Source organism: Lacipirellula sp., assembly GCF_965279485.1.
Classification (GTDB): domain Bacteria; phylum Planctomycetota; class Planctomycetia; order Pirellulales; family Lacipirellulaceae; genus Lacipirellula.
In genome coordinates this window covers 3,947,622-3,969,043 of the sequence record NZ_CBDIIC010000002.1, presented here as the reverse complement: position 1 = coordinate 3,969,043, position 21,422 = coordinate 3,947,622, and the positions used below count along the sequence as shown (strand labels likewise).

The 21,422-nt window shown below is 56.1% G+C and carries 20 protein-coding genes; 14 read left to right on the top strand and 6 right to left on the bottom strand.

Translation table 11 applies throughout. The annotated features are described in order from the left end of the window. Window positions 1-45: 45 nt before the first annotated feature. Both ACQY7R_RS23470 and ACQY7R_RS23465 read right to left on the bottom strand, forming a co-directional pair. Window positions 46-1,101 (bottom strand): DUF1559 domain-containing protein, encoded by a 1,056-nt coding sequence (locus ACQY7R_RS23470; RefSeq protein WP_428307978.1) that lies wholly within the window; start codon window positions 1,099-1,101, stop codon window positions 46-48. A 375-nt stretch (window positions 1,102-1,476) separates the two neighbouring features. Continuing rightward, a complete protein-coding gene (locus ACQY7R_RS23465; protein ID WP_428307977.1) occupies window positions 1,477-2,124 on the bottom strand; it encodes a hypothetical protein in 648 nt (215 codons plus the stop codon). A 762-nt stretch (window positions 2,125-2,886) separates the two neighbouring features. Between ACQY7R_RS23465 and ACQY7R_RS23460 the strand changes: the two genes are divergently transcribed. Next, window positions 2,887-3,531, top strand: a complete 645-nt coding sequence (locus ACQY7R_RS23460) for a L,D-transpeptidase (RefSeq protein WP_428307976.1) — start codon at window positions 2,887-2,889, stop codon at window positions 3,529-3,531. A gap of 208 nt (window positions 3,532-3,739) precedes the next feature. Continuing rightward, window positions 3,740-4,147 (top strand): hypothetical protein, encoded by a 408-nt coding sequence (locus ACQY7R_RS23455; protein ID WP_428307975.1) that lies wholly within the window; start codon window positions 3,740-3,742, stop codon window positions 4,145-4,147. A 90-nt stretch (window positions 4,148-4,237) separates the two neighbouring features. Here ACQY7R_RS23455 and ACQY7R_RS23450 read toward each other — a convergent pair whose 3' ends face one another. After that, entirely contained in the window at window positions 4,238-5,176 is a 939-nt protein-coding gene (locus ACQY7R_RS23450; RefSeq protein WP_428307974.1) for a MauE/DoxX family redox-associated membrane protein, read from the bottom strand. 1,283 nt (window positions 5,177-6,459) lie between these two features. Here ACQY7R_RS23450 and ACQY7R_RS23445 point away from each other — a divergent pair. The 8 genes from ACQY7R_RS23445 (at window position 6,460) to ACQY7R_RS23410 (ending at window position 13,488) form a co-directional block, all read left to right on the top strand. Beyond that, a complete protein-coding gene (locus tag ACQY7R_RS23445; RefSeq protein ID WP_428307973.1) occupies window positions 6,460-6,855 on the top strand; it encodes a hypothetical protein in 396 nt (131 codons plus the stop codon). 1,505 nt (window positions 6,856-8,360) lie between these two features. Next, the gene (locus ACQY7R_RS23440) at window positions 8,361-9,545 is read left to right on the top strand and encodes a tyrosine-type recombinase/integrase (RefSeq protein ID WP_428307972.1); all 1,185 of its coding nucleotides are present in this window, start codon (window positions 8,361-8,363) and stop codon (window positions 9,543-9,545) included. A gap of 10 nt (window positions 9,546-9,555) precedes the next feature. Then, complete coding sequence (locus ACQY7R_RS23435) at window positions 9,556-9,957, top strand: hypothetical protein (RefSeq protein WP_428307971.1); 402 nt, start codon at window positions 9,556-9,558, stop codon at window positions 9,955-9,957. Between the two features lie 277 nt (window positions 9,958-10,234). Next, window positions 10,235-10,927 (top strand): recombinase family protein, encoded by a 693-nt coding sequence (locus ACQY7R_RS23430; protein WP_428307970.1) that lies wholly within the window; start codon window positions 10,235-10,237, stop codon window positions 10,925-10,927. A 472-nt stretch (window positions 10,928-11,399) separates the two neighbouring features. Then, window positions 11,400-11,741: a hypothetical protein gene (locus ACQY7R_RS23425; RefSeq protein ID WP_428307969.1), complete on the top strand. Its 342-nt coding sequence runs from the start codon at window positions 11,400-11,402 to the stop codon at window positions 11,739-11,741. A gap of 109 nt (window positions 11,742-11,850) precedes the next feature. Beyond that, window positions 11,851-12,390 (top strand): hypothetical protein, encoded by a 540-nt coding sequence (locus ACQY7R_RS23420; protein WP_428307968.1) that lies wholly within the window; start codon window positions 11,851-11,853, stop codon window positions 12,388-12,390. 586 nt (window positions 12,391-12,976) lie between these two features. Continuing rightward, window positions 12,977-13,249 carry a hypothetical protein gene (locus ACQY7R_RS23415; RefSeq protein ID WP_428307967.1) on the top strand — a complete coding sequence of 91 codons (273 nt, stop codon included), beginning with the start codon at window positions 12,977-12,979 and terminating at the stop codon, window positions 13,247-13,249. A 26-nt stretch (window positions 13,250-13,275) separates the two neighbouring features. Then, window positions 13,276-13,488: a hypothetical protein gene (locus ACQY7R_RS23410; protein WP_428307966.1), complete on the top strand. Its 213-nt coding sequence runs from the start codon at window positions 13,276-13,278 to the stop codon at window positions 13,486-13,488. A gap of 93 nt (window positions 13,489-13,581) precedes the next feature. Here ACQY7R_RS23410 and ACQY7R_RS23405 read toward each other — a convergent pair whose 3' ends face one another. Both ACQY7R_RS23405 and ACQY7R_RS23400 read right to left on the bottom strand, forming a co-directional pair. Continuing rightward, window positions 13,582-14,205 carry a hypothetical protein gene (locus tag ACQY7R_RS23405; RefSeq protein WP_428307965.1) on the bottom strand — a complete coding sequence of 208 codons (624 nt, stop codon included), beginning with the start codon at window positions 14,203-14,205 and terminating at the stop codon, window positions 13,582-13,584. Between the two features lie 319 nt (window positions 14,206-14,524). Then, on the bottom strand, window positions 14,525-15,223 hold the full coding sequence (locus tag ACQY7R_RS23400; RefSeq protein ID WP_428307964.1) for a hypothetical protein: 699 nt from the start codon (window positions 15,221-15,223) through the stop codon (window positions 14,525-14,527). Between the two features lie 519 nt (window positions 15,224-15,742). Here ACQY7R_RS23400 and ACQY7R_RS23395 point away from each other — a divergent pair. Beyond that, on the top strand, window positions 15,743-17,251 hold the full coding sequence (locus tag ACQY7R_RS23395; RefSeq protein ID WP_428307963.1) for an AAA family ATPase: 1,509 nt from the start codon (window positions 15,743-15,745) through the stop codon (window positions 17,249-17,251). 992 nt (window positions 17,252-18,243) lie between these two features. On the opposite strand, the gene ACQY7R_RS23390 is transcribed toward ACQY7R_RS23395, so the two are convergent. Beyond that, on the bottom strand, window positions 18,244-19,113 hold the full coding sequence (locus tag ACQY7R_RS23390; protein WP_428307962.1) for a DUF4339 domain-containing protein: 870 nt from the start codon (window positions 19,111-19,113) through the stop codon (window positions 18,244-18,246). A gap of 113 nt (window positions 19,114-19,226) precedes the next feature. Here ACQY7R_RS23390 and ACQY7R_RS23385 point away from each other — a divergent pair, with 113 nt between their 5' ends. The 3 genes from ACQY7R_RS23385 (at window position 19,227) to ACQY7R_RS23375 (ending at window position 21,418) form a co-directional block, all read left to right on the top strand. Further along, window positions 19,227-19,460 (top strand): helix-turn-helix domain-containing protein, encoded by a 234-nt coding sequence (locus tag ACQY7R_RS23385; protein WP_428307961.1) that lies wholly within the window; start codon window positions 19,227-19,229, stop codon window positions 19,458-19,460. A gap of 370 nt (window positions 19,461-19,830) precedes the next feature. Continuing rightward, on the top strand, window positions 19,831-20,925 hold the full coding sequence (locus ACQY7R_RS23380; RefSeq protein ID WP_428307960.1) for a DUF4365 domain-containing protein: 1,095 nt from the start codon (window positions 19,831-19,833) through the stop codon (window positions 20,923-20,925). A 199-nt stretch (window positions 20,926-21,124) separates the two neighbouring features. Then, window positions 21,125-21,418 (top strand): hypothetical protein, encoded by a 294-nt coding sequence (locus ACQY7R_RS23375; RefSeq protein WP_428307959.1) that lies wholly within the window; start codon window positions 21,125-21,127, stop codon window positions 21,416-21,418. Window positions 21,419-21,422 lie beyond the last annotated feature (4 nt).

The window sequence follows — 21,422 nt, the reverse complement described above, 5'->3', positions numbered from 1 at the left end:
CGCCATTCGGGCAAGCACGAGAAAACAAACGCGACAATCGGACGCCTACGGCTGCGTTGCCGCATCGTCATCGCCGTCTCTGCTTCCTTTCGCGGTGAACACCGCCATGTCGACGTCGTAAGCGATGCTAACCACCGAACCGTCGCAGGAAGCCATGTTCATGCCCGATGGGTGCGGGCTGCCAAAATTCCACGTCACGACGCTCTTGCTATCGCCAACCGGATACCAAGCGCTCTCGATGTCTCGATCAAGCAGCGGCGGGTGAAGCACATTAGTTGATCGCGCATTGTCGCGGTCGAACCCGATGCAAAGTCCTTGGTCGTCTCCGTCAGATTTTCCGTTCGTGTAATACTTAGGGGCCAAGAACTTCTCACCCGCGAGGTAGGTATTGCTCATTCCGTCCAACACCGACCGCGGTTCAACAGTGCTGCGCTGGAAGACAACGCCGTTATGCTGCCAGCCGACCCACGTCTTCAGGCGATCGGTTCCGATCGACCACTTCTCCGCCTCCTCATAGGTACGAGGGCCCGGGCCGCGTTGGTCCGAAGGCTCCAGAGATCCGATACTAGCTGCATAGTCGCTGCGCCCTGCATTCTCTGGCTTGATGGAGTTGAAGAGCGCTCGATTGAACCGCAGGGGGCGGGCGAGACGGCGGGACGGACAGGAAAATCCTGCGAGCGGAGTTGAAAACATCACTCCGGCAGCCTCCTTACGCTGCTGGTCGCTCAGCCCCTTGCCCATGTCGTGCAATGCCTGCTGCTCCATGTACGGAAGGAGGTTGTAACACCACCCGCCTGGCTGGTTCTTTGCAAATCCCCGATTCGGATCGCCAAGCCAAACGCTCGTCCAACCGCCGGAGGAAAGATGCCCCTGAGAGTCGATGTGGAGCTGCGAAGCGATCCCGATCTGCCTGAGATTATTCGTGCAAGACAGCTTCCGAGCGGCTTCTCGCGTCATCTCGACGGCCGGCAACGCCAACTGTAGAAGCAGCGAGATGATCGCTACGACAATCAGCAGCTCAACCAGCGTGGCGCCGCGCGAATGTGGCTTCGTCTTCACGTTCAATCCTTGCGCTTCGACCATTGCGGTCTGGCTACTCACCTGAATCCCAACGTCCAGCCGTGCTCTCGCTCCACGCGAGACTACCGATCTTCGAGTTGGGAGGCTTCACCAAGGGCTGCCGGCATCCCGCGGATGCAAACCCGGCCGGCACGAAAGTCGCGCCGTCGCACGCCGCACGCCGCACCAGAAGCGTCATCGCCAAATATGCGACACTCGGCTCACCATACTCTATCCACATCAAGCGAATCAATAAAAACAAATAACAAATTTGTCCACTTGCCAAACACCGCACACGCAAGCCCGCTAGTCACGTCGACGCACTCCGGGTGTCGCCAAATACGACGCCAACACAGATAGACTGCGAGCCCGCGCGAGAACGAGCCGCCTAGTGCCGCTCAAGCTACGGCAAACGTCTTACAACCATCTCTTTAGTTCCTCAATCGACAGGCCCATCTCATTCAACAGTTGCAAGATGTGGCGACGTTCGATCGGCCGCAAGCCCTCTGCTGCGCCGCTCTCGCAAATCGGCCCCAGTAAAGAAGCCAGTAGGTCGCGGTGCTGGCCAATTTCATCGAGTACCACAGCGGCCTCGGAGCGGGAGTGACCCGAAGTGCGGCCACCCGCACCCAATGCAATTCCTCGGCTATTAACCTGCTCCTGAGACCCCTTGCGAGATTGAGCGAGGCGAAGCAGACCTGCAGTCGAGAGCTCCTTGCCCGAGCGATTAGCGTTCCGGATGTATTGCTCAAACTCCCCATCAGGCACAGTCGCCGCAAGTTGCCATCGCTTAGACTGGTCTCGAGTGATGCCAAGGGATTCGAGTTTCAAAGAGGCAGCACGCCCCTTTGATCGGCGATCCCCTCCCTGCAGCGGCAGTCGAGCAAGCGCTGCACCAGCCTTCCGCTCGGCGCGAAGCTTCAGCTCCGCAGCGCGGTTATGAAGCTGCAGCCCTAACTTCGCAGCCTTCACGTAAATACGAGCAGACTCAGCCAAGCTGCGAGCTTCCTGGAAGTCGCTGAGAGTTGCCGCACCAGTAATAGACTCTGCCGCTCGATCGAGCAAAGCAGTTACTTTGGGAAGGGTATACACGGAACCTAACGACTGCAGTTTATCTGATTGCCCTGCTGGCGACGCCCAGCCGCCCAACGCCCCCGCTTAGCATTAGTTGCAACGGCTGGCCGACATCGCTCATCAACTCTGCAAAAATCCCAAGTTCGGCGTCTTACTCGCCCAGTCTCGTCTCCTGCGCATATCCGCGAGTCGAGAACGGAAATGAATCAATCCCCTCAAGAGCGAACTGCTCTGGCCTCGCAGGCGGCCGTGAACGCCATACACCTCTAGGGTGCTGGCGTGCGGCTATCTGTCCTCAGACTTTAAGTCGCGCAACTCGACATCAAACAACCACGCACCAGCTCTCACGTAAATGAGGTTCGATCGCAACTCCTCTTGCGACAGAGCTCCAATCGCATCGCCCGAAAGAAAGCCGCAAGCCTGAAGGCCTCAGAAACACAGTTGCGATTTGACATTTGCGAGTCTAATTTGCTATACACCGCTCCAAGAGGATCCCACTGGCAAGCAGCACGCATCATTGTTGTCCGTGGCTTGCAGAAGAGCTGCAATACCTTTAAGAGTTGGCGGAGCGATCGCATAGCAATACATCGTATAAACTGCAGCGTTTACAGCCATGCCGCGAGTGAATTCGATTATTCCTCCCGGTTCTTCCCTATAGTCCGCCTTGAATTTCTGAAAGTGCGGCGATGACACGGCAACAAACGAGAGAAGACTGATTAGCGGAGCAAGCAGACAGTGCCATTGAAGCAACAGATGACATCCAAGCATTCACTCGCGATCTTGCTGACCGTCGGGGTTATGGCCCTAGTCGCACAGTTAGCGTATTTCAAGCTGACGGCCCCGCTAAACCAAGACGAACCCTTCCTTGAAGCCGACTTCGGGAAAGCCGACATGTCGGCGCGCGTCGACGACTACCCCGCAACGTTTATCGAGGAAGTCCACGTCAGCCTCACTGGGCCTAGCCATGAGGTACACCTGAAGTGGGCCGGCCCGAATGCGGCTAGCCAGAAGCTGGGGCCGTTCCGTAGCTCGCCTGGCATCGGCATCGGCGGTGATTGCAACGATTTCGAAGAGAGCCGCAAGATGAACTCTTGCTGCACCCCGAAAGGCGAGTGGAAGGTAGTCGGCTTCAATGACTTTCTATCTAGCGTGCGACACTGCCATCACGTGACCTGGTTTCATCTCCCGCGCGAAATCGCCCTCCATAGCCACCCAGACGTCCCTCCTTATGCGGCGTCTCACGGTTGCGTTCGCCTGGAGCCGTACGTCGCGCAGCTTATTCATAATAACACAATCGCCGGCAAGACGGTGGTCCGCATCGACGGCACATGGCAACGACCGCCGGAGAGCAGCTTGAGACGCTCCGTTGCCGTTAGCGACATTGACGATAAATCGTGAAGCGTGTGGCGATTAAAGCACACGCAGCAACCGTCTAGTAATTAAGGCGCGCACGCAGCTTGGTACGGCAAGCCATGCTACGCGTCCGCTGACGCTCCGCAATGCCTCAGTGAAATCAAATGCCGTACGCCGCCAAACCGACAGGAAGCCAACGACTGTGGAGTACATATCAATTCGTATCGCTCTCCTTTTGGCGCTGACATCCGCGATGCACGAACACTCTCACAGCGAAGCGAAGACTGAAACGCCGACGCAACATACCCCCCCAACTAGCGAGTCGAATTTGGGTCGCGTGCCCAAGATCGTCAGGATCGAGTACGCCCTTGCCGAGGACGATCCGACGACACTGCTCGTGACCGCGTACGGGAAACTCCTCGCTGGCGAGCTGAGCGACGTTCACTTACTTCGGCGAGAATACGTTCAACCTCCGGTCGACGGCATTTGGGAGTTCGATTTCCTGACGACCGCGCCCCCTGAAAAGACGAGCAAAGGCGAAACCGAAGCGCGTGCGACGGCGAGATGGACAGGGTACGATCAGTCGATGGCCGGAATCCGCGTCTACGGCGTCGGCAAGGGCGTCAAAGAGGTCAGGTACCACCCCGATGGATGCAAGTAACGCTGCCTGGCAGCGACTCGCGCTAACTCTCGCGCAATGCTGGGCGGTTCGCGACGCAAACTCATCCATCAGCAACGAATCGAATATAGCTCAGGGGCGCTGCGTCGCAATTGCCGGCAGCATAGCCGACGCGCCAGTGACAATTCCTGCGTCGACTTCGATCTCAACCGGCGTTTGCACAAACCACTCACGGCTATCCGACAGTCGACTACGCAACGCCGCCCCCTCAACGGAGTCGCTTTCGCCGTACGGCGGCGTCTCAATGAGGACCACTCGGCGATCGGTAGCAGTCTCCGCAAGGCGCTCGTATTGCGGCGCCGCTTCTTGGCAGTGCGGGCAATCGTGATGGTGAATGAGAATCGTCCAGCGTCCCTCCTGAAGCGGAATCGCTGGGCCGAGATAAGACGCGAGCGGAAACGGCTTCCCAACCCATGATTCAGGATCGAGGATAACAATTCCATCCCCTTCCAAGAAAGCAGGCCCGGCAGGCGACGACGCCCCGCCGAACGCCACGACCGCCGCGGCCGAGAAGCCAAGAACAGCGTAGGCGCCCCCGGCTATCCAAAGCGGTTTCAACTCTTGGCGAGCCCCTCCTGGCGATCTCCAGCCCCCCCAAGCCGCCAGACACACCATGCCCGCATCCAACGCGGCTGTGATCCATGGGTTGACTTGGAACGCCCCGAAACAGCCGCACGACTCATACCCCGCCAAGCCGCGATAGGCTGAAAATGCCCCGAACAAAGCAAACAGAGCAGCCGCAGCGAAAAGTGTTTGCCTCGGCCAGCAACCGAAAATTAGCAGCGCGGCAAACGCAAGCTCCACCTGCACGGCTGCTGCCGACAAAAGCGGGGGAATCCCGTAGACAGCGGCCACCTTTGCCGACTCGGCTGGCGCGCCAATCTTCAGGGCGGCGGTCGCCAAGAGCAAGCCGCCGATCAACATCCTGACGAACCAGACGCTCCGCAGCTCATGCGGCAAACGGAGGTCGCTCAGCGGCGAAACCGTGTCGGAGGCGATTAGTTCGGGCATCGTGGAGATTGAAACCTGGCCTGGCTGACTAATCCTCTTGAAGCTTACAAAAAGTATATCTGAGCTGAAATTAGCGACAATCACATTTGATCGGACGCGCGCACGAGTCGCGAACCAAACGAGCAACCCGCGCGAGCGACCTTGCCTTTTGTCACGGCCGCACTGCTCCCCGCAGCCGAACCGTTCGTACCCGCAACACGCCTCAGTGTATAAGTCACGCAACGAAGCACTGCCCCTCGTTTCAAAGAGGCGCCATGCCCCTTTGATTCACACAGACTCCCTCTGCCGTCGCGATGAATCGGAGTCGCTGCATATTGCCGCACGCCGAAAGCGAATCGCACGCTTGTCTCCCCCACAGCCTCGCCGACGCGGGATTCTTTCAACACGCGCCAGCATGCGCGGGGCTGGAAAACACAGCGCAGGCGATTATCGGCGCGACACGAGCAATCACCGCCGCCCCCCCTCCACCTTAATCGACGCGGCTTACTAACGCGAAGCTGAAGCCTCCGTAAAACACTCTCGTCAGATGCGGTTACATTAAAACAGGTCGCGGTAATGTTCAAGGAATTTAATTGACAACAGTATCCTTAAGGCACTACTCTACGCCGGTTGAACACGCCCCGCATGAGAGGATTTGCATTTGATGCCGAGGCAATCGCCAACTGGAACGCTGGTCAATTGCAAATGTGTGCGAAGATTAGAGCAAAGAACACCTCGCCGAACGGCACCGACAATCGGCCACAGTTAAGATCTTTCTAGTGAACTTGCCAACAAATACCTCTATCCGCACAGGAATATCTCGCTTTCTAAAAAACAACGCTCGCTCAGTGCGACATGCGAGCTAGCGGACACACGTCACGGCAATAAACTTTGAACGGTTTCATTCATGGATAGCCTTGCGACAAGATTGGGCATTAGAGGACTTTCGCGAGTTTCGGTGATTCCTACCGCCGCTGCACTTACCTGCATGATGGTTGTCGCGACATGGATCGCATTGGATTCGAACTATCCAGGGCGAGGTAATCCTGCCGAGTCCACGTTGCGATTCGAAAACACGAGCATGGCGATTGGCACTGGCAGGCCAGGGCAGCGCGTGACAGGCGAAATCGTAATTGCTAACAATGCCGCAGAAGAGGCGTCCTAGGGGCCGACGCGGCAGCTACGAATACACTTCCACATCAGCCGGCATTTAAGAAATACCAAACGTCGATCCGTTCGCTCCCGCAACTACAAGCAGATCAATCGGCGATCGTCGGCTTAGAAACACGCAGGACAACGTCGCCATGAACGCCACAACTGTACGCCAACCGACGTTGCGTACACCCGTGCGCGCCGGCGTTATGAGGCTCGAAGTCATCCTCGTTGCGGCTTTTCTCGCTCTGCTGCTCCAAATCGTCCCCTCGCTTTGGGCGATCGTATGGCAAGCGATCGACGTCCGGCAATGGCCCCGAGCAGCCTGGATGACCTTGAACGTCTTCGTCATCCTCGCGCTCTTTGGAGTCCGCTTCGGACCAAGCGTTGCGACGATCATTCGCGAGCGATGGAAGCAGCCGACGCTGCGCGGACAGAGCAACGCGCCGGCAGCCACTGCTCCAGCAAGCCCGGAAGACTACGGAGCCCGCCGCCGCCGCGACGCCGAGTGGGCAAAGCGAGCGAATAAACGCCTTCCATGGCAGTAGCGAAGCTAGAACCGAGAATCACTGCCTTGCGTCACTCTCGCTAACGAGCCCCCTGTGAAGGCCGCGCAAATCGCCATTCCGCTCGGAGCAATTCACTAACACTCGAAGAAACTTTTAGTAGATGAGGGCGTGTTTTCCGACGGAGCGTGAGCAGGCACGATCAATACCAAACTTGAGAATATACGCTCTATATATGGCATCACATCGCCACGTTCAATGATGGCAGCATTTGCGATGCGTCCTGGAGTGCGTCCCATTCCAGAATTGCGATCTTTCTCGGGGTTTGTTGAGTTTGGCGGCGGGTTCGATTCCCGCCGCCTCCACTCGGACGAAGTGACTCGTCCAGTCCTATTAAGGCCCGTCCAGACGCTCCGAAAGGGCCTCTGGGCGGGCCTTTTCTAATTCTCACGAGCGGTTCAGTTTGAGACGGCGCGAGACTCTTTTAGTCCGAACGAGAACGCGGCCGCATACGTCCGGAGATACGTCGGACACTCTTGGCTACTGCAAACTGCTGCGCTACAATCGCCCAGGCGTTGTTCCGGCATGGTGCCGAACCGCAACATTGCACGATCGGAGACAATAGTGAGTATATGGAAAAGCGTATCGAGGAATCCCAGTGGTCGCGTACCGACCACGAAGCAATTCGGTCATGGGCTAGTGGCCAGATTGAAAAAAGCCGGGGAGCAACGCCGCCTGCGATTTGATCCGTTGCGCAACGAAATTGAAATCGACAACGGCCAACGAGTTCCGATCGGCGATCTGTACGGCGCGTACACGAAAGAAGAGCATTACAGGCGTGTGCCAGTGGTGCAGCGATATGTGAGCACATGGATCAAGCAACTTGCTCCTCGGCCGCTGACACCAGCCACGTCCCAATCTCGAGTGATGAAACGCCTGCTAACGAAAGCGGCAATATCGAAAGCGCTCCATCGCCAGAGCAGTCGCGGGCTAGCTGCACCGGAGAAACCTCAATCTGCCAGTTGACGTTCGGCTTGCTCGAACTATCATTTTTGGTCCGAGGCGATCGCCTCACTGCGTAATAGAGATTTATTTGCGGCGCGATCTGGAGAAGTTGGGTCGTACGGGGCCAGCTCCAGCACTCTAGGCCAATCTGAACTCTCCGCAGACAACTCGAACTTGCCGACTGCTCCCCATGGTGCAGCCGGTCGTTGTCTAGGAGACTTTTAGTGGCTGCATCATCACCCAGCGACCTCACTCCGTCCGACGATGATCGTTGGATATCTCGTCAGGATGTCGCGGACATGGCAGATGTCCACCCCCGGACCATCGACCGCCTAGACGCCGACGATAGCCCTGGCCGGACGTTCCCCCGCCCGAGTCGAATCTGCGTACCCGGCGCGAAGAGAGGTTTCCGTCGGTGGAACAAGCAGGAGATAGCTGACTGGCTCAGAGACCTGAAGCGTACTCGCTGACGAGTGGAAATCTTCCATCCGAACATATTGCTGTGTTCGGATGTTATTTCCACTCAATTAAGGAGCCAGTGAATGCTTTTGCCCGAATACCGCTTGATCGGACCGCCAAGACGCTACTGCGACGGTCGCGGCAAGCCCGCAAAGTCCTACGCTCAGAAGTTTCGTTTGTTGAACGATCCATCCCGCCGGATTCAGAGCATCACTCTGCAAACTTCAGACGGCACGGCGGCTCGCCGCCGTGCCGTCGCTTATGTGGAGCGACGCATCCAGACGATCGCGTTCGATGCAGATCCCCACGCCCGTACATTAGCCAGTTGCATCCACGCAGCGCTCGTGGAATACATTGATGACCTCACCGCTCAAGGAAACACCCGCCGGCAAGCTGACCTAGTTAAGCATCGACTCGAACGCGTCTTAACGGAAGCGAGGCTGACCGAGTACGCGCAACTCGACCCCGTGAAAGTCACGAAAGCAATCGCCGATCTTAAGGCGAAAGAAGAGTTCACGACCGTTGCTACCGCGAATAAGTATCGCGAAGCGATGCGAGCCTGGTCACGATGGATGGTGAAGAACGGTCGGTGGCCGAACAATCCGCTTGAGTTCATGCCGAAATTCAAGGGCGACACGACGACCTCCCGACGTCGAGCCATTCTAACCGACGATCAGTTCACAATCCTCCTGACATCAACCCACCAAGGCCCCCCGCGTAGGAATCTCACCGGAGAGCAGCGATACTGGCTCTACTTGCTTGCCAGCCAAACGGGGCTCCGCGCTCAGGAGCTGCATAGCCTGACGCCACAGAGCTTTCACTTGAAAGAGGCCACGCCCTTTGTCGAAGTCCACTGCACGATCAGCAAACGCCGCACGACCGATCGAGTGGAGCTGCATCCCGAATTGGCGAAACTACTCTCGCGTTGGCTTCGCGATAAGCCGCACGGCCGCGGACTCTGGAGCGATAGCGTGGCATGGTTCAACAAGGCAGCGACCATGCTGCGAGATGACTTAGCAGCGGCTGAGTTGCCGTCGACGATCTCGACGCCTGACGGGCCAGCGATCGTCGATTTTCATTCGTTTCGCGCCTATCGAGTCACGCAGGCAATCATGACTGGCGCGAACAGCCGCGTCGTCCTGGCGACCGTCCGACTGTCATGCGAGGCGTTACTCGACCGGTATGCGAAGATTCCGAAAAACGAAATCACAGCGTGCACCAGAGCGATTCCCGTGCCGAGCGTTCTAACCAAAGCCGCTCAACGTTAACTTCGTCAAGATGCACAATGTAACAGGCGGCACTACATTGCCGGGCAAGATCAAACTATTCAACGCAGCTATCGGCAAGTCGCCGACATTACCTTTTTTACAGCCAGCAGGAACACCACCTTCGATGCAATCCTCCGACGCGGGAATACCAATTTATGTACGGGCTATCGGCGAAGCGTTCGAAGCCTTGGGGTGTGAGATCGTACTCAGCCAGTCTGATGGCGACTATGTAATCAAAACCAGCCTGCCAAGCTCCGGTCGTGACGAACACGCATTTCTTACACTACGAAACCCGTCAATGGACGGAAGCGTTCATGTAGAGATTGAGCTGTCGGGATCAACAAGACTCTGTTTGTCCGATCCTCAGCTAATCGAAATCCTTGAGTCTTACGTCGTGGGCAGACTCCGGTAAGGTCCGACTCGATAGTGATAGAATCCATTAAAAATCGGAAACCCGCAGGTATTCCAGGTTATTCAATGTGGAGATCGGTTAGCGACCGCGAAAGTTAGCGTTGCTGACGATGGCGTTACCATTGCGACCATGGCTCGCGAAAATGCTCCGAGACGCAACTCCGATGACGTTGTCAGGGTTCGAAGAACCATCCAACATTGCTAGATACGATCAACCAACGACTCGACAACCACTTTCCGCAGGGAGCACGCTGCATCGTTCCACGATAGAGGTCGGAATGAATGTTTCACGAAACGCAGCGATCCGGCTAGAAGGAAACATGCCGAGCCAGCCCAAAGTCGCCGTCTACGCCCGCGTCTCAACGGACGAACAGTCCCCCGACGCCCAACTCCGCGACCTGCGCGAGTACGTCCACAACCGCGGCTGGGAGCAAGTCGCCGAATACATTGACGTCGGCGAGAGCGGCTCAAAGGATTCCCGCCCCGCCTGGAACGAACTCTGGGATGCAATCCGACGGCGGAGGGTCAACGTCGTCGTCGTTTGCGCCCTCGATCGGCTGGGACGGTCTTTGCCGCACTTGGTGAAGATTCTATGCGCCGTCAACGATTCGTCGATTTCGCTCATCAGCCTGCGCGAAGGCTTTGACCTCAATACTGCGGTAGGCAGATTGCAAGCCAACCTCCTCGCCGTCCTCAGCGAATACGAACTGTCGCTCATCCGCGAGCGAACCAAGGCCGGCATGCGCGCCGCCCGCGCGAAAGGGAAGCAGATCGGCCCAAGGAAGCGATACTTTGATGTCCGTAAGGCGACCGCACTTCGGGACGAAGGGATGGGCATCATCAAGATCGCCAGGGAACTGGGCGGCATCGGCGTCCAGCGAGTTCAGCAATGGGCCAAACACGAGTACGTTCCGAAGGCTCAGCGGCTTCGTCTTACGGCTAGCGTGACATCGACGAATATCGATCGATAGTTATCGAAGCGAAGATCGACGGCTAAAAGCAGTGCGGTCAGGGAATCTCCGCGATGTCAGCCTCGCGCTCCGAGTCACTCAAGGCCGCTTGGGACAGGGCTCGCCGTTACGCCACCGATAACGGACTCTCCCTTCGTAAAGCCCGGTCAATTCTTGTGACGCTGGCGCAAACTCAACCCAAACGCACTCGACGCTGCACGCCGCCGCTGCTCAACCCCAATCAGGTGGATCTAGCCGCCGCCGAGAAAGAACTACGCTCCAAATATCCCCACATCGTCGCCGGAACGCTCCGAATCGAGCGGCTGAAAGGCGGCTCAACGCGCCGCACCGTGGAGATTCAGTGCGAAACCCGAGGGTGCCAACAACGCCGTCGAATCCATACTTCCGACGCCTTTCAAACCACCAGATGCCTTGTATGTGCAAATCGCCACCGTAAGAAGCGCCGCTCTATCACAACCGCAAAGGAAACGCCTTGAACTACAACACCGCTCAGAACGAAGAGCTATTAGTCACCGTGCTGAGGCAAGCGTACGAGGATATTTCCAGGAATGCTGGACTCGTAGGGATTGAGTATGCAGTCCTTCTCGACCCGCGGATTCGTCATGTATTGGAACAAACGACCTATCCTGACGCGCAACGGATCAACCGAGTTCTCGTTCCGCTTGCATTTTTACTAGGTCGATTTGAAACGATGACACAATTTCGCTTCGGAATCGGCCCCGCTGAAGATCGCATCCCGATCCTTGCGACTTTTCATTCCAACGACAGCCGTGGCTATTTCATCGCGTTAACCTACGAGGAGGCTCATCGGTAATTTGGCTCGTTACGCACGAGGCGAGTACTTTCTTTGCCAGAGCGACTTGAAGACCCATCCGCCAATTCCCGTACTTCCCCGCCATGGTTACCCCACTATAGGTAGATAAGTGTACAAGTCTCTCCATGACGGAGATCTCCTCTCCCTCCGAAGTTGCGTCTCGCTGGTACGTCTGTTTCACCAGCGCATCAAGGCCCCGATCGCCGTGACGCCCCAAACGCTCAATTGCGATCCGGCATCGGCCTTGATGTTTGGCAGCCGGCTGCTGGAGCTATCGAAGGAATTGGCCGCAGCGGCCAACGGCACGGAAGACGTCTTGTTGAGCCGAGCAGCCATGGCGGTTGAGGAGTTGGGGGAGTGGCTGACGGCGAACGCCGAAGCCGACTTGCCGGCCGCAGCCGATGCACTCGGCGACCGACTGTATGTACTTTGCGGGGACGCGGTTGCCAGCGGCATTCCCCTATCTGAAGTATTCGAAGCGGTGCATGAGAGCAACTGCTCGAAACTTCCGCTCGTGACGACTGCGTTCGGAAAAGCCTTCAAGGGTCCCGACTACAAGGCACCCAATCTCGAATCACTTCTCGCTCGCTACGACGTGCTTCGGGCAGAGGACCCCGACGCCAACGAACACGACATCCTGGAATTGTGATGCAGCCTCGCTATCCTCCAACTCCCAGCAATCCGCCTAATGGCAAGCTCTGGAGCGCGTCAACTTATCTTAATTACATCCACGGAGTCGACTGCGAGTTGCGCGAGTTGTGTTTGCGTTGGGTACAAGTCTGTCGATTCGCTCGACAATTGCCTGCTGGATGGGCGTTCTTCGCGGGACGGCTCGCCAGTCTCGGCATCGATCGACTCGGACTTACCAATACGCATGTTCTAGAACTACTAGAGGCGGTTGCTGGATCGGGAGTGCGCATCCCTGAGACCGAGTGGAAACTCCGAGTCGCTCGCCCTTGGTTCGCCCTTATCGAACCGGTGGGCGACGCTCAATCAGTTCTGCCGATGCATTGGCTCGAAGGGCTGGAACTGCACGACACACGGGAGAGCGTCTGGATCGGCAAACGTGCGTTGGAACATCCCCTCTGTCCTGATTCGTTTGCCCACCTTGATGAAGAGGACGCTGGTGCTAGTAGAAAGGCAAGAAAGATTGATTGGTCCTTGTACCAGTCGCACCATTACGGCTGGCAGCGACGAGATGTTGCCGGCTCGCCCGATTCTACGGAGGCACATTCGTGATCGATCCCGATGTTGAGGCCGACTGGCTTCAAGACACTCTTGCCGACGTGGCCCGGAAGATACGGCAGCCCGGCGTTAATACGGCTCAGTTGGCGGACTGCGCGTCGGTGCTCGAACGGATTGTCGGCGATCTGCGGGGGACACCGCCGGTGGAGACGCCTCCAGTGGCTGCGAGAAGCAGTCGGACGCGATGGTGGCTGACAGTCGCCCTTGGCTTCGGGCTATTCCTGACGTTGCGACGACTCTTCAGCAACGACCGCAATTCCTAGCCTGATCACCTTCAACTCGGGAGTCGATGTTGCAACGCCCTAAAGATCTCAGCCGCGGTGAACTAGAACGCATCGTCAACGAGTTGCAGCAGGCTCTCTACCTGCGGTACGACGAGGAGGCAGATGAATTCTTCTGGGATCCGGCGAAGGAGTGGAGCGGGTTTGACGTCTGCGACGCGATGGGGCACGTCCTCGGCGAATTGTCGATGATTCCCGAAGAGCTGAAGCCGTTCCAGTAGGGCGGCGAATTCGACGACTACTATATACAGTCACGGCGGAGGGTGGCAGCTAGTCCCCCCTCCGCCGTTGATGCTAATGCCGCCAGTTTCGAACTATTCGAGGGCGTCCTCGACCGTGTCGAACGCCTCTTCGGCGTCGTCGATGTACTCGATTTGCAACTGGGCCAAAAGTTCTTCGCGAGACATCTCGCTGTAGCCTCTGTGCCCCGACCAGAGGATATCGCCGAGCCAAGCCTGCAAATCCCTGGCCTTCTCTTTGTACATTCCTTCGACCAGCCGTTCATGAAGGACGCCGGCCAGCTCTAACTCTACTGAGTTAGGTTTGCCTTCAATGGTCGGTTCGGCGACGACTCGATCCTCCGCCCAAGCGACGAATCCCTCCTGCGTGAGGGGATGAGTCAGCCCCTCCTCCACTTCCTGCATCTCAACCAGTACCGAGCTGGGATAGGGCACATCGTAGGTGAAGACGAACTGCAGCTTGTTCTGCGACAGGTCTTTCGAGTCGATGCGGCCTTGAATATTCAGCAGCACGGCGTCGTGAAGGTCGGCAAGATACTCCCGAGCGATGGCGTGCGGAGTGGCTGCGTCCGTACGGATCTTGCCGTATTGCTCGGTCCGTTGGAGTTTGGCGTCGTTGGGCGAGGCGTAGCGGGTGTAGTTGAATCGACGCCATGGGCAGCTCCTAGAGGGTTGAGAAGGAACTGCTTCTTCTAGCACCGAGAGGGGGTAGAGATATGCTGAGTGCCGTCACTGGAGCATTCCCAAATGACCGTTTGAGAATATCCAATAAGCAGAACCTTAGAATATTTCCTCATTCGGTTTTGAGACACCGCTGGCAAGATACCTCCGAGAATACTCAGTGACCAGCAGCCGTTTGAGAATAGTGCGCCAGACCTAGCATCGCCAACTCCACGGAGAAGCGGTCAGTCTCTCGCCAAGATTAGAAAACGGCACTCAAATTTAGTCACTGACGCCATTGCTCCGGAACGGTCCAAAAAGCTCGCCAGAATATGTTCAGAACGAATGGCAGACGAGGTCATGTAGGGGCGGCGAGCTTAGTCTTCCTACCCGTAGAAGCCCGAAGGCATGGCATGAGAAACGCCTCCATCGCTTCTTGCGCCTTACGGACGGCATGGTTGTGTTCGCTTTTCCAATCCATGTCGAACAGGTTGTCGATTTGCCTCCGCTCATCACTTGAGACATCGACGCCGCTGGAGAGCTTCGTTCTAGCCTCCAATATTTGGATTACGTAGCTCCGTATGGGACGACGCAACTCGACGACCTCGTCTCCCCAATGCGCGCGCCCCTCAACGATCGCATTCTCGAATTCCGCGTAAACGCGATATATCTCATCGTTCATCGGTGGCAGTCGCCCACGTCTTACAGGACGCAGCGATTTTGCCATTCGAACCAAAGTGTAATTCAACACCAGAATTCTCTTGGCAATCTCGTATTCGCTTTGACCGACTAGTTGACGCTTCCATGCGTTGACACCGATGGTTGCTAAGTAGGCACCCCACGACACAACTAACAAGGACCCGAATTGAACGAGTAGCGTTCCCGCCTTCAGGGCTTCTTCAAACTCCATCACATTGGCCCCCAACGTCGCATGAATTGAAGCGAGCAGCATTTTTGAAGGATTATACATACTTTTGCTGTATTCATAGCCTCTTAATGAGATATCGCAAGCGCCAGTGATTGAGAGCAGATTCGCCTCAGAGTTTAAACTGCACATCCTCCGATCCCTGTGGTTAGGTGCTGATATCGAACCACCGTTCGATACTTCAGAAAATGGCCATCTTCGAGACGGCCAAACTGAGGTTCGAAACGCCTGATGGCTGAACGGATTTTGATTAACTGCGAGCTGCGGTCGCCTACCTATCCATGTACGGGTTCGATAACGGAGCGTCGGACCGACCGCCGCAAATTTCTACGCGACCAGAAGGGACAAGATGCGACAACTTCGTCGATGCCCTTCCTCGCGCCTACCCTGCATGCCTACCGTCCGGTAGCGTTCATGAGCGGCAAGCATTCCATTAAATCTGCGATTGCCGTCGGCGACGCCAGTCCAATCCTTAACCCTGAAAACGGATGCGTCGCAAGCAAACCTACCCGTGAACGCAGGCCGTTAGTTGGATAGCAGCCCGCGCTCAGTATCGAGCAAGACGCATCCGAAACCAACTAACCGGCCCCGGCGGGCCACCTTTGTCTTGCTCACCCGCCGGGGTCGCGCTGTATCCAGAGCAAGACAATCATGAACCTCATGAATAATCTACGCGGCCTACTTCACGAACAGGAACTTGAGGGGAAGCCAACCGATTGGGGGCCCGACTTCGAAGAGCGTTTGATCTCGCTCCTGCTCGAAAAGCCAGATCTCTTCTCAAAGAATGCGGCCTATCTCGGCCCCAAACTCTTTACGTCGATTCCTTGCATGTTCGTCATGCTGCAGATCGCGGACAGCTATCAGGCGCACCGCGTCGTGCCGTCTCGTGAAATCCTTCGGGAACAGCTAGCGAAGCAACTGACGGCCGACGATCCCTGGGAAAAGATCTTCGCTGTCGTTGAATCAAAGCCCTCGCCTAGAGACGTCCCTTTTGTCACCCAAGAACTCGACAGCTTCATCGCCACTAGAATCCTCAGCCAACTCAGAAGCGATGAGATGATCGAGCTCATGGTATCCAATGACGCTCCGCTAATCGCCACCAAGGTTAACGAGATCTACGCCGAGTACGAGACATTCTGCCGCGGCGAAGCCAAAGATTCATTCTCCGCAACGGAACTTGTCGCAGGATTCCCTCAACAGCGACCTGCAGTCGTCGATGGATTCTTTCGAGAGGGCCAAATCGCCAACATCGTAAGCAGCAGTAAAGTAGGCAAGTCGTGGCTGATGTACGGGTTAGCCTTGTCAGTCGCCAGTGGACGTCCCTGGTTCGGGCACGACACTCAATCCGGTCGCGTCCTCTTGGTGGATAACGAACTACAGAAGGAAGACCTCTCCTTTAGACTCCGTTGCGTCTCGGATAAGATGGGCGCACCTCTGGATGCCCTGGACATTTGGACGCTTCGTGACACTCCCCAGAGCTTGAGCGACCTACGGCCGAGGCTCAAATCGTTGGGGGCAGGGCAGTACAAGCTGATAATCTTAGACGCCAAGTACAAGCTCGTCGAAGCCGACGCCAGCGAAAATGACAATGCCGATGAAGCTCGCTTCTACGCCATGCTAAGCGAGATTGCAGGAGCCACCCAATCAGCCATCGCCCTCGTCCATCATTCCACCAAGGGCGATCAGAGCGAGAAACGCGTCACCGACGTTGGCTCCGGGGCTGGGACGCAGAGTAGAGCTGCCGATTGTCACATCGTTCTTCGAGAACATGAAGACGAAGGCAAGGTCGTTCTCGACGCCGCCATCCGATCCTTTAAGCCGGTGAAACCGCACGTCCTATACTTCCAATGGCCGCTGTGGCTGTTAGACAAAGAAGCTGACCCCGCCAAGCTGGCTACAAAGCAAGGGCGAGATCAGAAGGCCAGAGATCAAGAGGGCTGCAGTCAGGTTCTAAATCACCTACGAGATACTGGGGCGGCAACTCCCAGCAAACTCCGGGCGGGGGTAGGAATTAGTGCGGATCGATTGGCAAAGCTGCTTCGTCAGCTAGTCGCTGCGGGAACCGTCACTGAGAATCCCATAAAGGTTCGAGGAAACCCAACTTTTGAATATGACGTTGTCGGTACGTTGTCGGCCGAGACATGCCCCCTACAACACTAGAGCCGACAAGGGCCGTCGTGTGTTGTCGACGTCCCTTAAAAGGGGACATCGACAACGTCACCCCCCAACGATGGCCTTTCCCTGTCGGATAGTGGGCAGACAACGTTAACCGACAACAATATTGAATAGCATATGTAGATCACGGCTGGAGTAATCGGAAGCGCCGGGCAACCACTAGAATCTTCTGAGTGCGTGGAGCAGTTCACGATAACAATGACCTAGCCGGAGGAGAACTAGCAGTTGCAGTTGAGTCTGATCCCTTCAAATCGCCACTTAGCCGCATACCCTCCACTGGCTTTCCTCTAGCCTCCCTTGCTGTCAGTTGTTCCTTAGCTATACCTGGAACCCTGAGCGCTGAAGGCCAACCGAAGGCCCGGAAAGGCTTCGAACGGATAGCCCCCCTGGATCGGCTGCCACTAACGTTGGCGTCAGTCAGCTTAAACTGAATTCGCCGGTTGATGGTTGCGGCCCGTCGCAGACGCCAGCGATGTCATCATGATGCTAGGGGGAGCGTTTCGTGTAGTTCAGGCTCGACACACACCCGTTGGGTCTAACCGCTAGGCCAGGCCAGCGGAAAGCCAAGAAACCCAACGGCGGGATACTTGGACTATCGGGATGGCAAGGGCCCAGCTTGGTAGCGACAATTATCCGACCACCAAGTTTTCATCGCCGCCCTTGAAAAACAACGTCCTCGGAATCGTATGGGGAAGGGGATCGGCACCCCGCTCGCGATCTGAGCCGTCGCCAATCGCTGCAGCAGAACTCGTCGTGTAGCCTCGGAGAGGCTCGCCAATACCCTAAAAGATTATGCGGCAATCAGTTCTACTCGCGATGAGCAGAGTTCCTGTTGCTCGGCAAACCGATACCACCAGAGGCGTTTACTGTGCGATCCTGTAAGAACCTCACGACTCGCTTCGAGCGAGAATTCAGACGCCAATTACTTACTATTACGTTGACGTTAAGGCTGCGCGGTTGACGAAATCCGCTCTCTATTATTCGCCGGCCACGGCTCTCAAGAAGCGGTCGACGCCTTCAAGATTCTCATTACCGCTCACATCTCGGTGCCATCTCGCAAGGTTTTCAAGCTCATCCCATGTATCTCGATCCTGAGTAAAATCTGGGTCGCATTCGTACTTCTCCATGGTGATGCTCATCCCCAAGGCATTCCTCCCCGTAACGTTGCCGACGAAGCGAAACATCCCTGATACCACCACCTCATTGGGACCGGCGGAACCGCCATAGTAGTTTGATCTAAAGTCCTTAGGGATAACAATGACTTTCGGAGGCTGTCCCGGATTCCCAATAAAATGGTCGTCTCCATCAATCAGGTACGTGATACCCCCTGCGTGCATGAGCTTCGCTCGTTGACTTAGTAGCTCACCCCATCTACTCCAGAGCGCCTTAAACGATCTCAGTTTCGCTGCATTTTGTCGGTCGCTGAGAAGTTCCTTCCACTCTGGCAGATATTGCGTCACTTCCTGCCGAAGTTGCTTGCGAATTGCGGCCGCCGATGATTGAGCTGGCGCCACCATATTCAGAGAATTTCTCGGAACGGAGTTCACGAGCAACCCGAGAAGGCAGAGCCCTGCGACCGCGATCGCAATCCTCGGGGACCAACTCTTTCGCCGATGTCGCCGAAAGACAGAGCGTACTTCATCAGCAGGTATCATGTGACTGGCGGGTGGCGACGCTGGAACATCAAAGAGTCCCTTTACTTTGCTTGCCTCAATTGGTTGCCGCATTTCTTCTCGCCTGATGAGGTCCGTCGTCTTCAGCTTGCCCGACAGGGCGAGTTGCCGTAACTGGGCATCAACGCATGGTCCTCGCTCCTCTGTTCCGATTGTGACGAACCAGTTGGCCATACCAGTTTCCTCCGTTGGGCGGTGCTGCGAGCAATTTGAGAAGTCTTCTAGCTGCACCCAGATATCGACTATAGTCGACAGACATTCATGAACCAAGACTTGATACTCCCGGCATGGGCAAACGCCGGGATACTCTGCTGATTGGAGAAGTCTTGCGTGCAGCCCGCTTAAAGGCGGGGCTGACGCAGGAGGCGCTGGCGTTCGCAGCTGATGTGGACCGGACCTACATTTCTTATCTGGAGAATGACCAGAAGTCGCCGACGCTTGAGATGCTCGTGAAAGTCTGCCGGGAGCTGAAGCTGCCTGTGTCGGAGCTGATCAAGCGGGCGGAGAAGTTAGCAAGTTAACCGCCAGCAGCCCCCGCCATCTCTAATCGTTTACATTCGAGACGCGGGAACCGAACCAGAAGACGCAGTTTCCCAACGCGTTTCAGAGCAGCACCTTAAGGCCCCAGCGAGCGAAATGTCTGCACTATGCCTGCATTGCGATGGCAACGCCTGTCACTGCATAGCATCTCTAGACCTGACACTCGTACGAATGACAGAACTCTGTCCATCGCTTTCGGTTCGAATCCGAAAGGCCACCTATGCGATCAGCTTAGACGCAGGACCGCTATGCGATGAGTGGCAGATTGGGTTGGAGCACGGCTAAGTATCGGCAACAATAGATGGCGTCGCTGTTATCTGCTTCCTTTCCTTATCAGCCACTTGCCATCTCATGTCGCTCGACGATCTTCCAGCTCGCGACAGCAATAGCGAGCTTGCTGCATTGGCGGAGAGCGTTTTTGAGTTGGCGGTGGCAGAATTAGCGCAGTTCGCAGTCCAAAAGAAGGACCGAAATGACTATGGCAGTGATTTCCAGCTGGAAGCTCAGCACTCTGGTGGTATGACCAACTACCGCGTGCATGTTCAGCTGAAGGGTACAAGGGCCAAAGGCAATCGTGACGGTTCTGTTAGCGTGTCAATCGCACGCAAGAATCTCAATTACCTCCTGCGACAAGCCCATTCCATATACGTCTGTTATCACGAGCCAACAAAAGGGCTTCTTGTCCGCACAGCTGAAAGCGTGTTTCGGGAGGTGGGGCACCAGCACGACGGCGGGCAAGCCCAAAACAGTCTGACAATTCGATTTGCTGCTCCGTTCGATCACAACTTCCAAGCTGCTCTTCATGCCAGAACGGTCGCAGCATCGACGACGCTACGAGATGACAGACTTCAATGGATTATGATGGAGCCGGACCATTTTTATGAGAAGGTAATTGCAAACGTCCCGTCTATTACGGTTCCCGAGGCGCCGGAGGAGGCGTTTATATGCCTGGAGTCGCTCTTCAACCAAGGACAGGACGAAGTAATTTCGAAGGCGTTTGGACAATTCGCCGCTGCTTTAGGGCTGGGAAGTTCTAATCTCATTTATGCGTATCTGTCTGAGATAAACCTAGCGATGCGACATAGGCGGTTCGACCGAAGTCGGGTTCAAGAGGCCATCCTCTTTTTAGAGAAGATCGAACAAGATCCTGCAGGCGTTCTATATTGCCAAGCCAATGGATACTCGGCGTTGGGACAGATTGATAATGCCAAGCGATATTACCGTCAGGCAATCGAGAAGTTAGGCGGCCAGAATCCCCATCTTGAAGCCATGTGCTGGAAGAATCTAGGCACGGCCATTGAGCAGGAAGGCGACCAAGCTGAAGCCTGCAAGTGCTATGAATCTGCTATTCGACATGAGCCCCAGTTGATGGAAGCGCACATGGCTCTCGCACTTGCACGCGTGAAGGTCCATGAATTGGACTCTGCATTGAAACATTTTAGATGACGTTTCAGCCTATATTGCCAAGGACGCGACAGATGCCGCGCACTTATGGGATCGAGTTGGCCATTGGGCTCAAGTCGATAAGGAGTGGAGAAAAGCCGAGGAGCACTATCGAAAGGCATACGAGTTAGAGCCTGAACGGTACGGATACTGCCTTGGCACGGCCCTTAATTGGTTAGAGCGTTACGAAGAATCCTTGCCCATGCTCCTAAATCAGGCAAAGATCCATCAGCCCAATGCATTGAGTTGGTTCCAGGTGGCGGTAGCACAAGAAAAGTTAGGCGACATCGACGGATGCAAAGAGTCGTTTCGCCAGGTTGTTAACCTGGATCCGGACGATGCTACTGCGGCATTCAACCTCGGTGGAATCTGCTGGAACCACGGTCCGAAGAGCGAAGCAATTCAGATTTGGACTGAGGCAATAATGCAGTTTCCAACGCATCCGCTAGCAATGGAACTGCGTCAGAAGTTGCCACACTTCTTCGGCGACTGTTAACGAA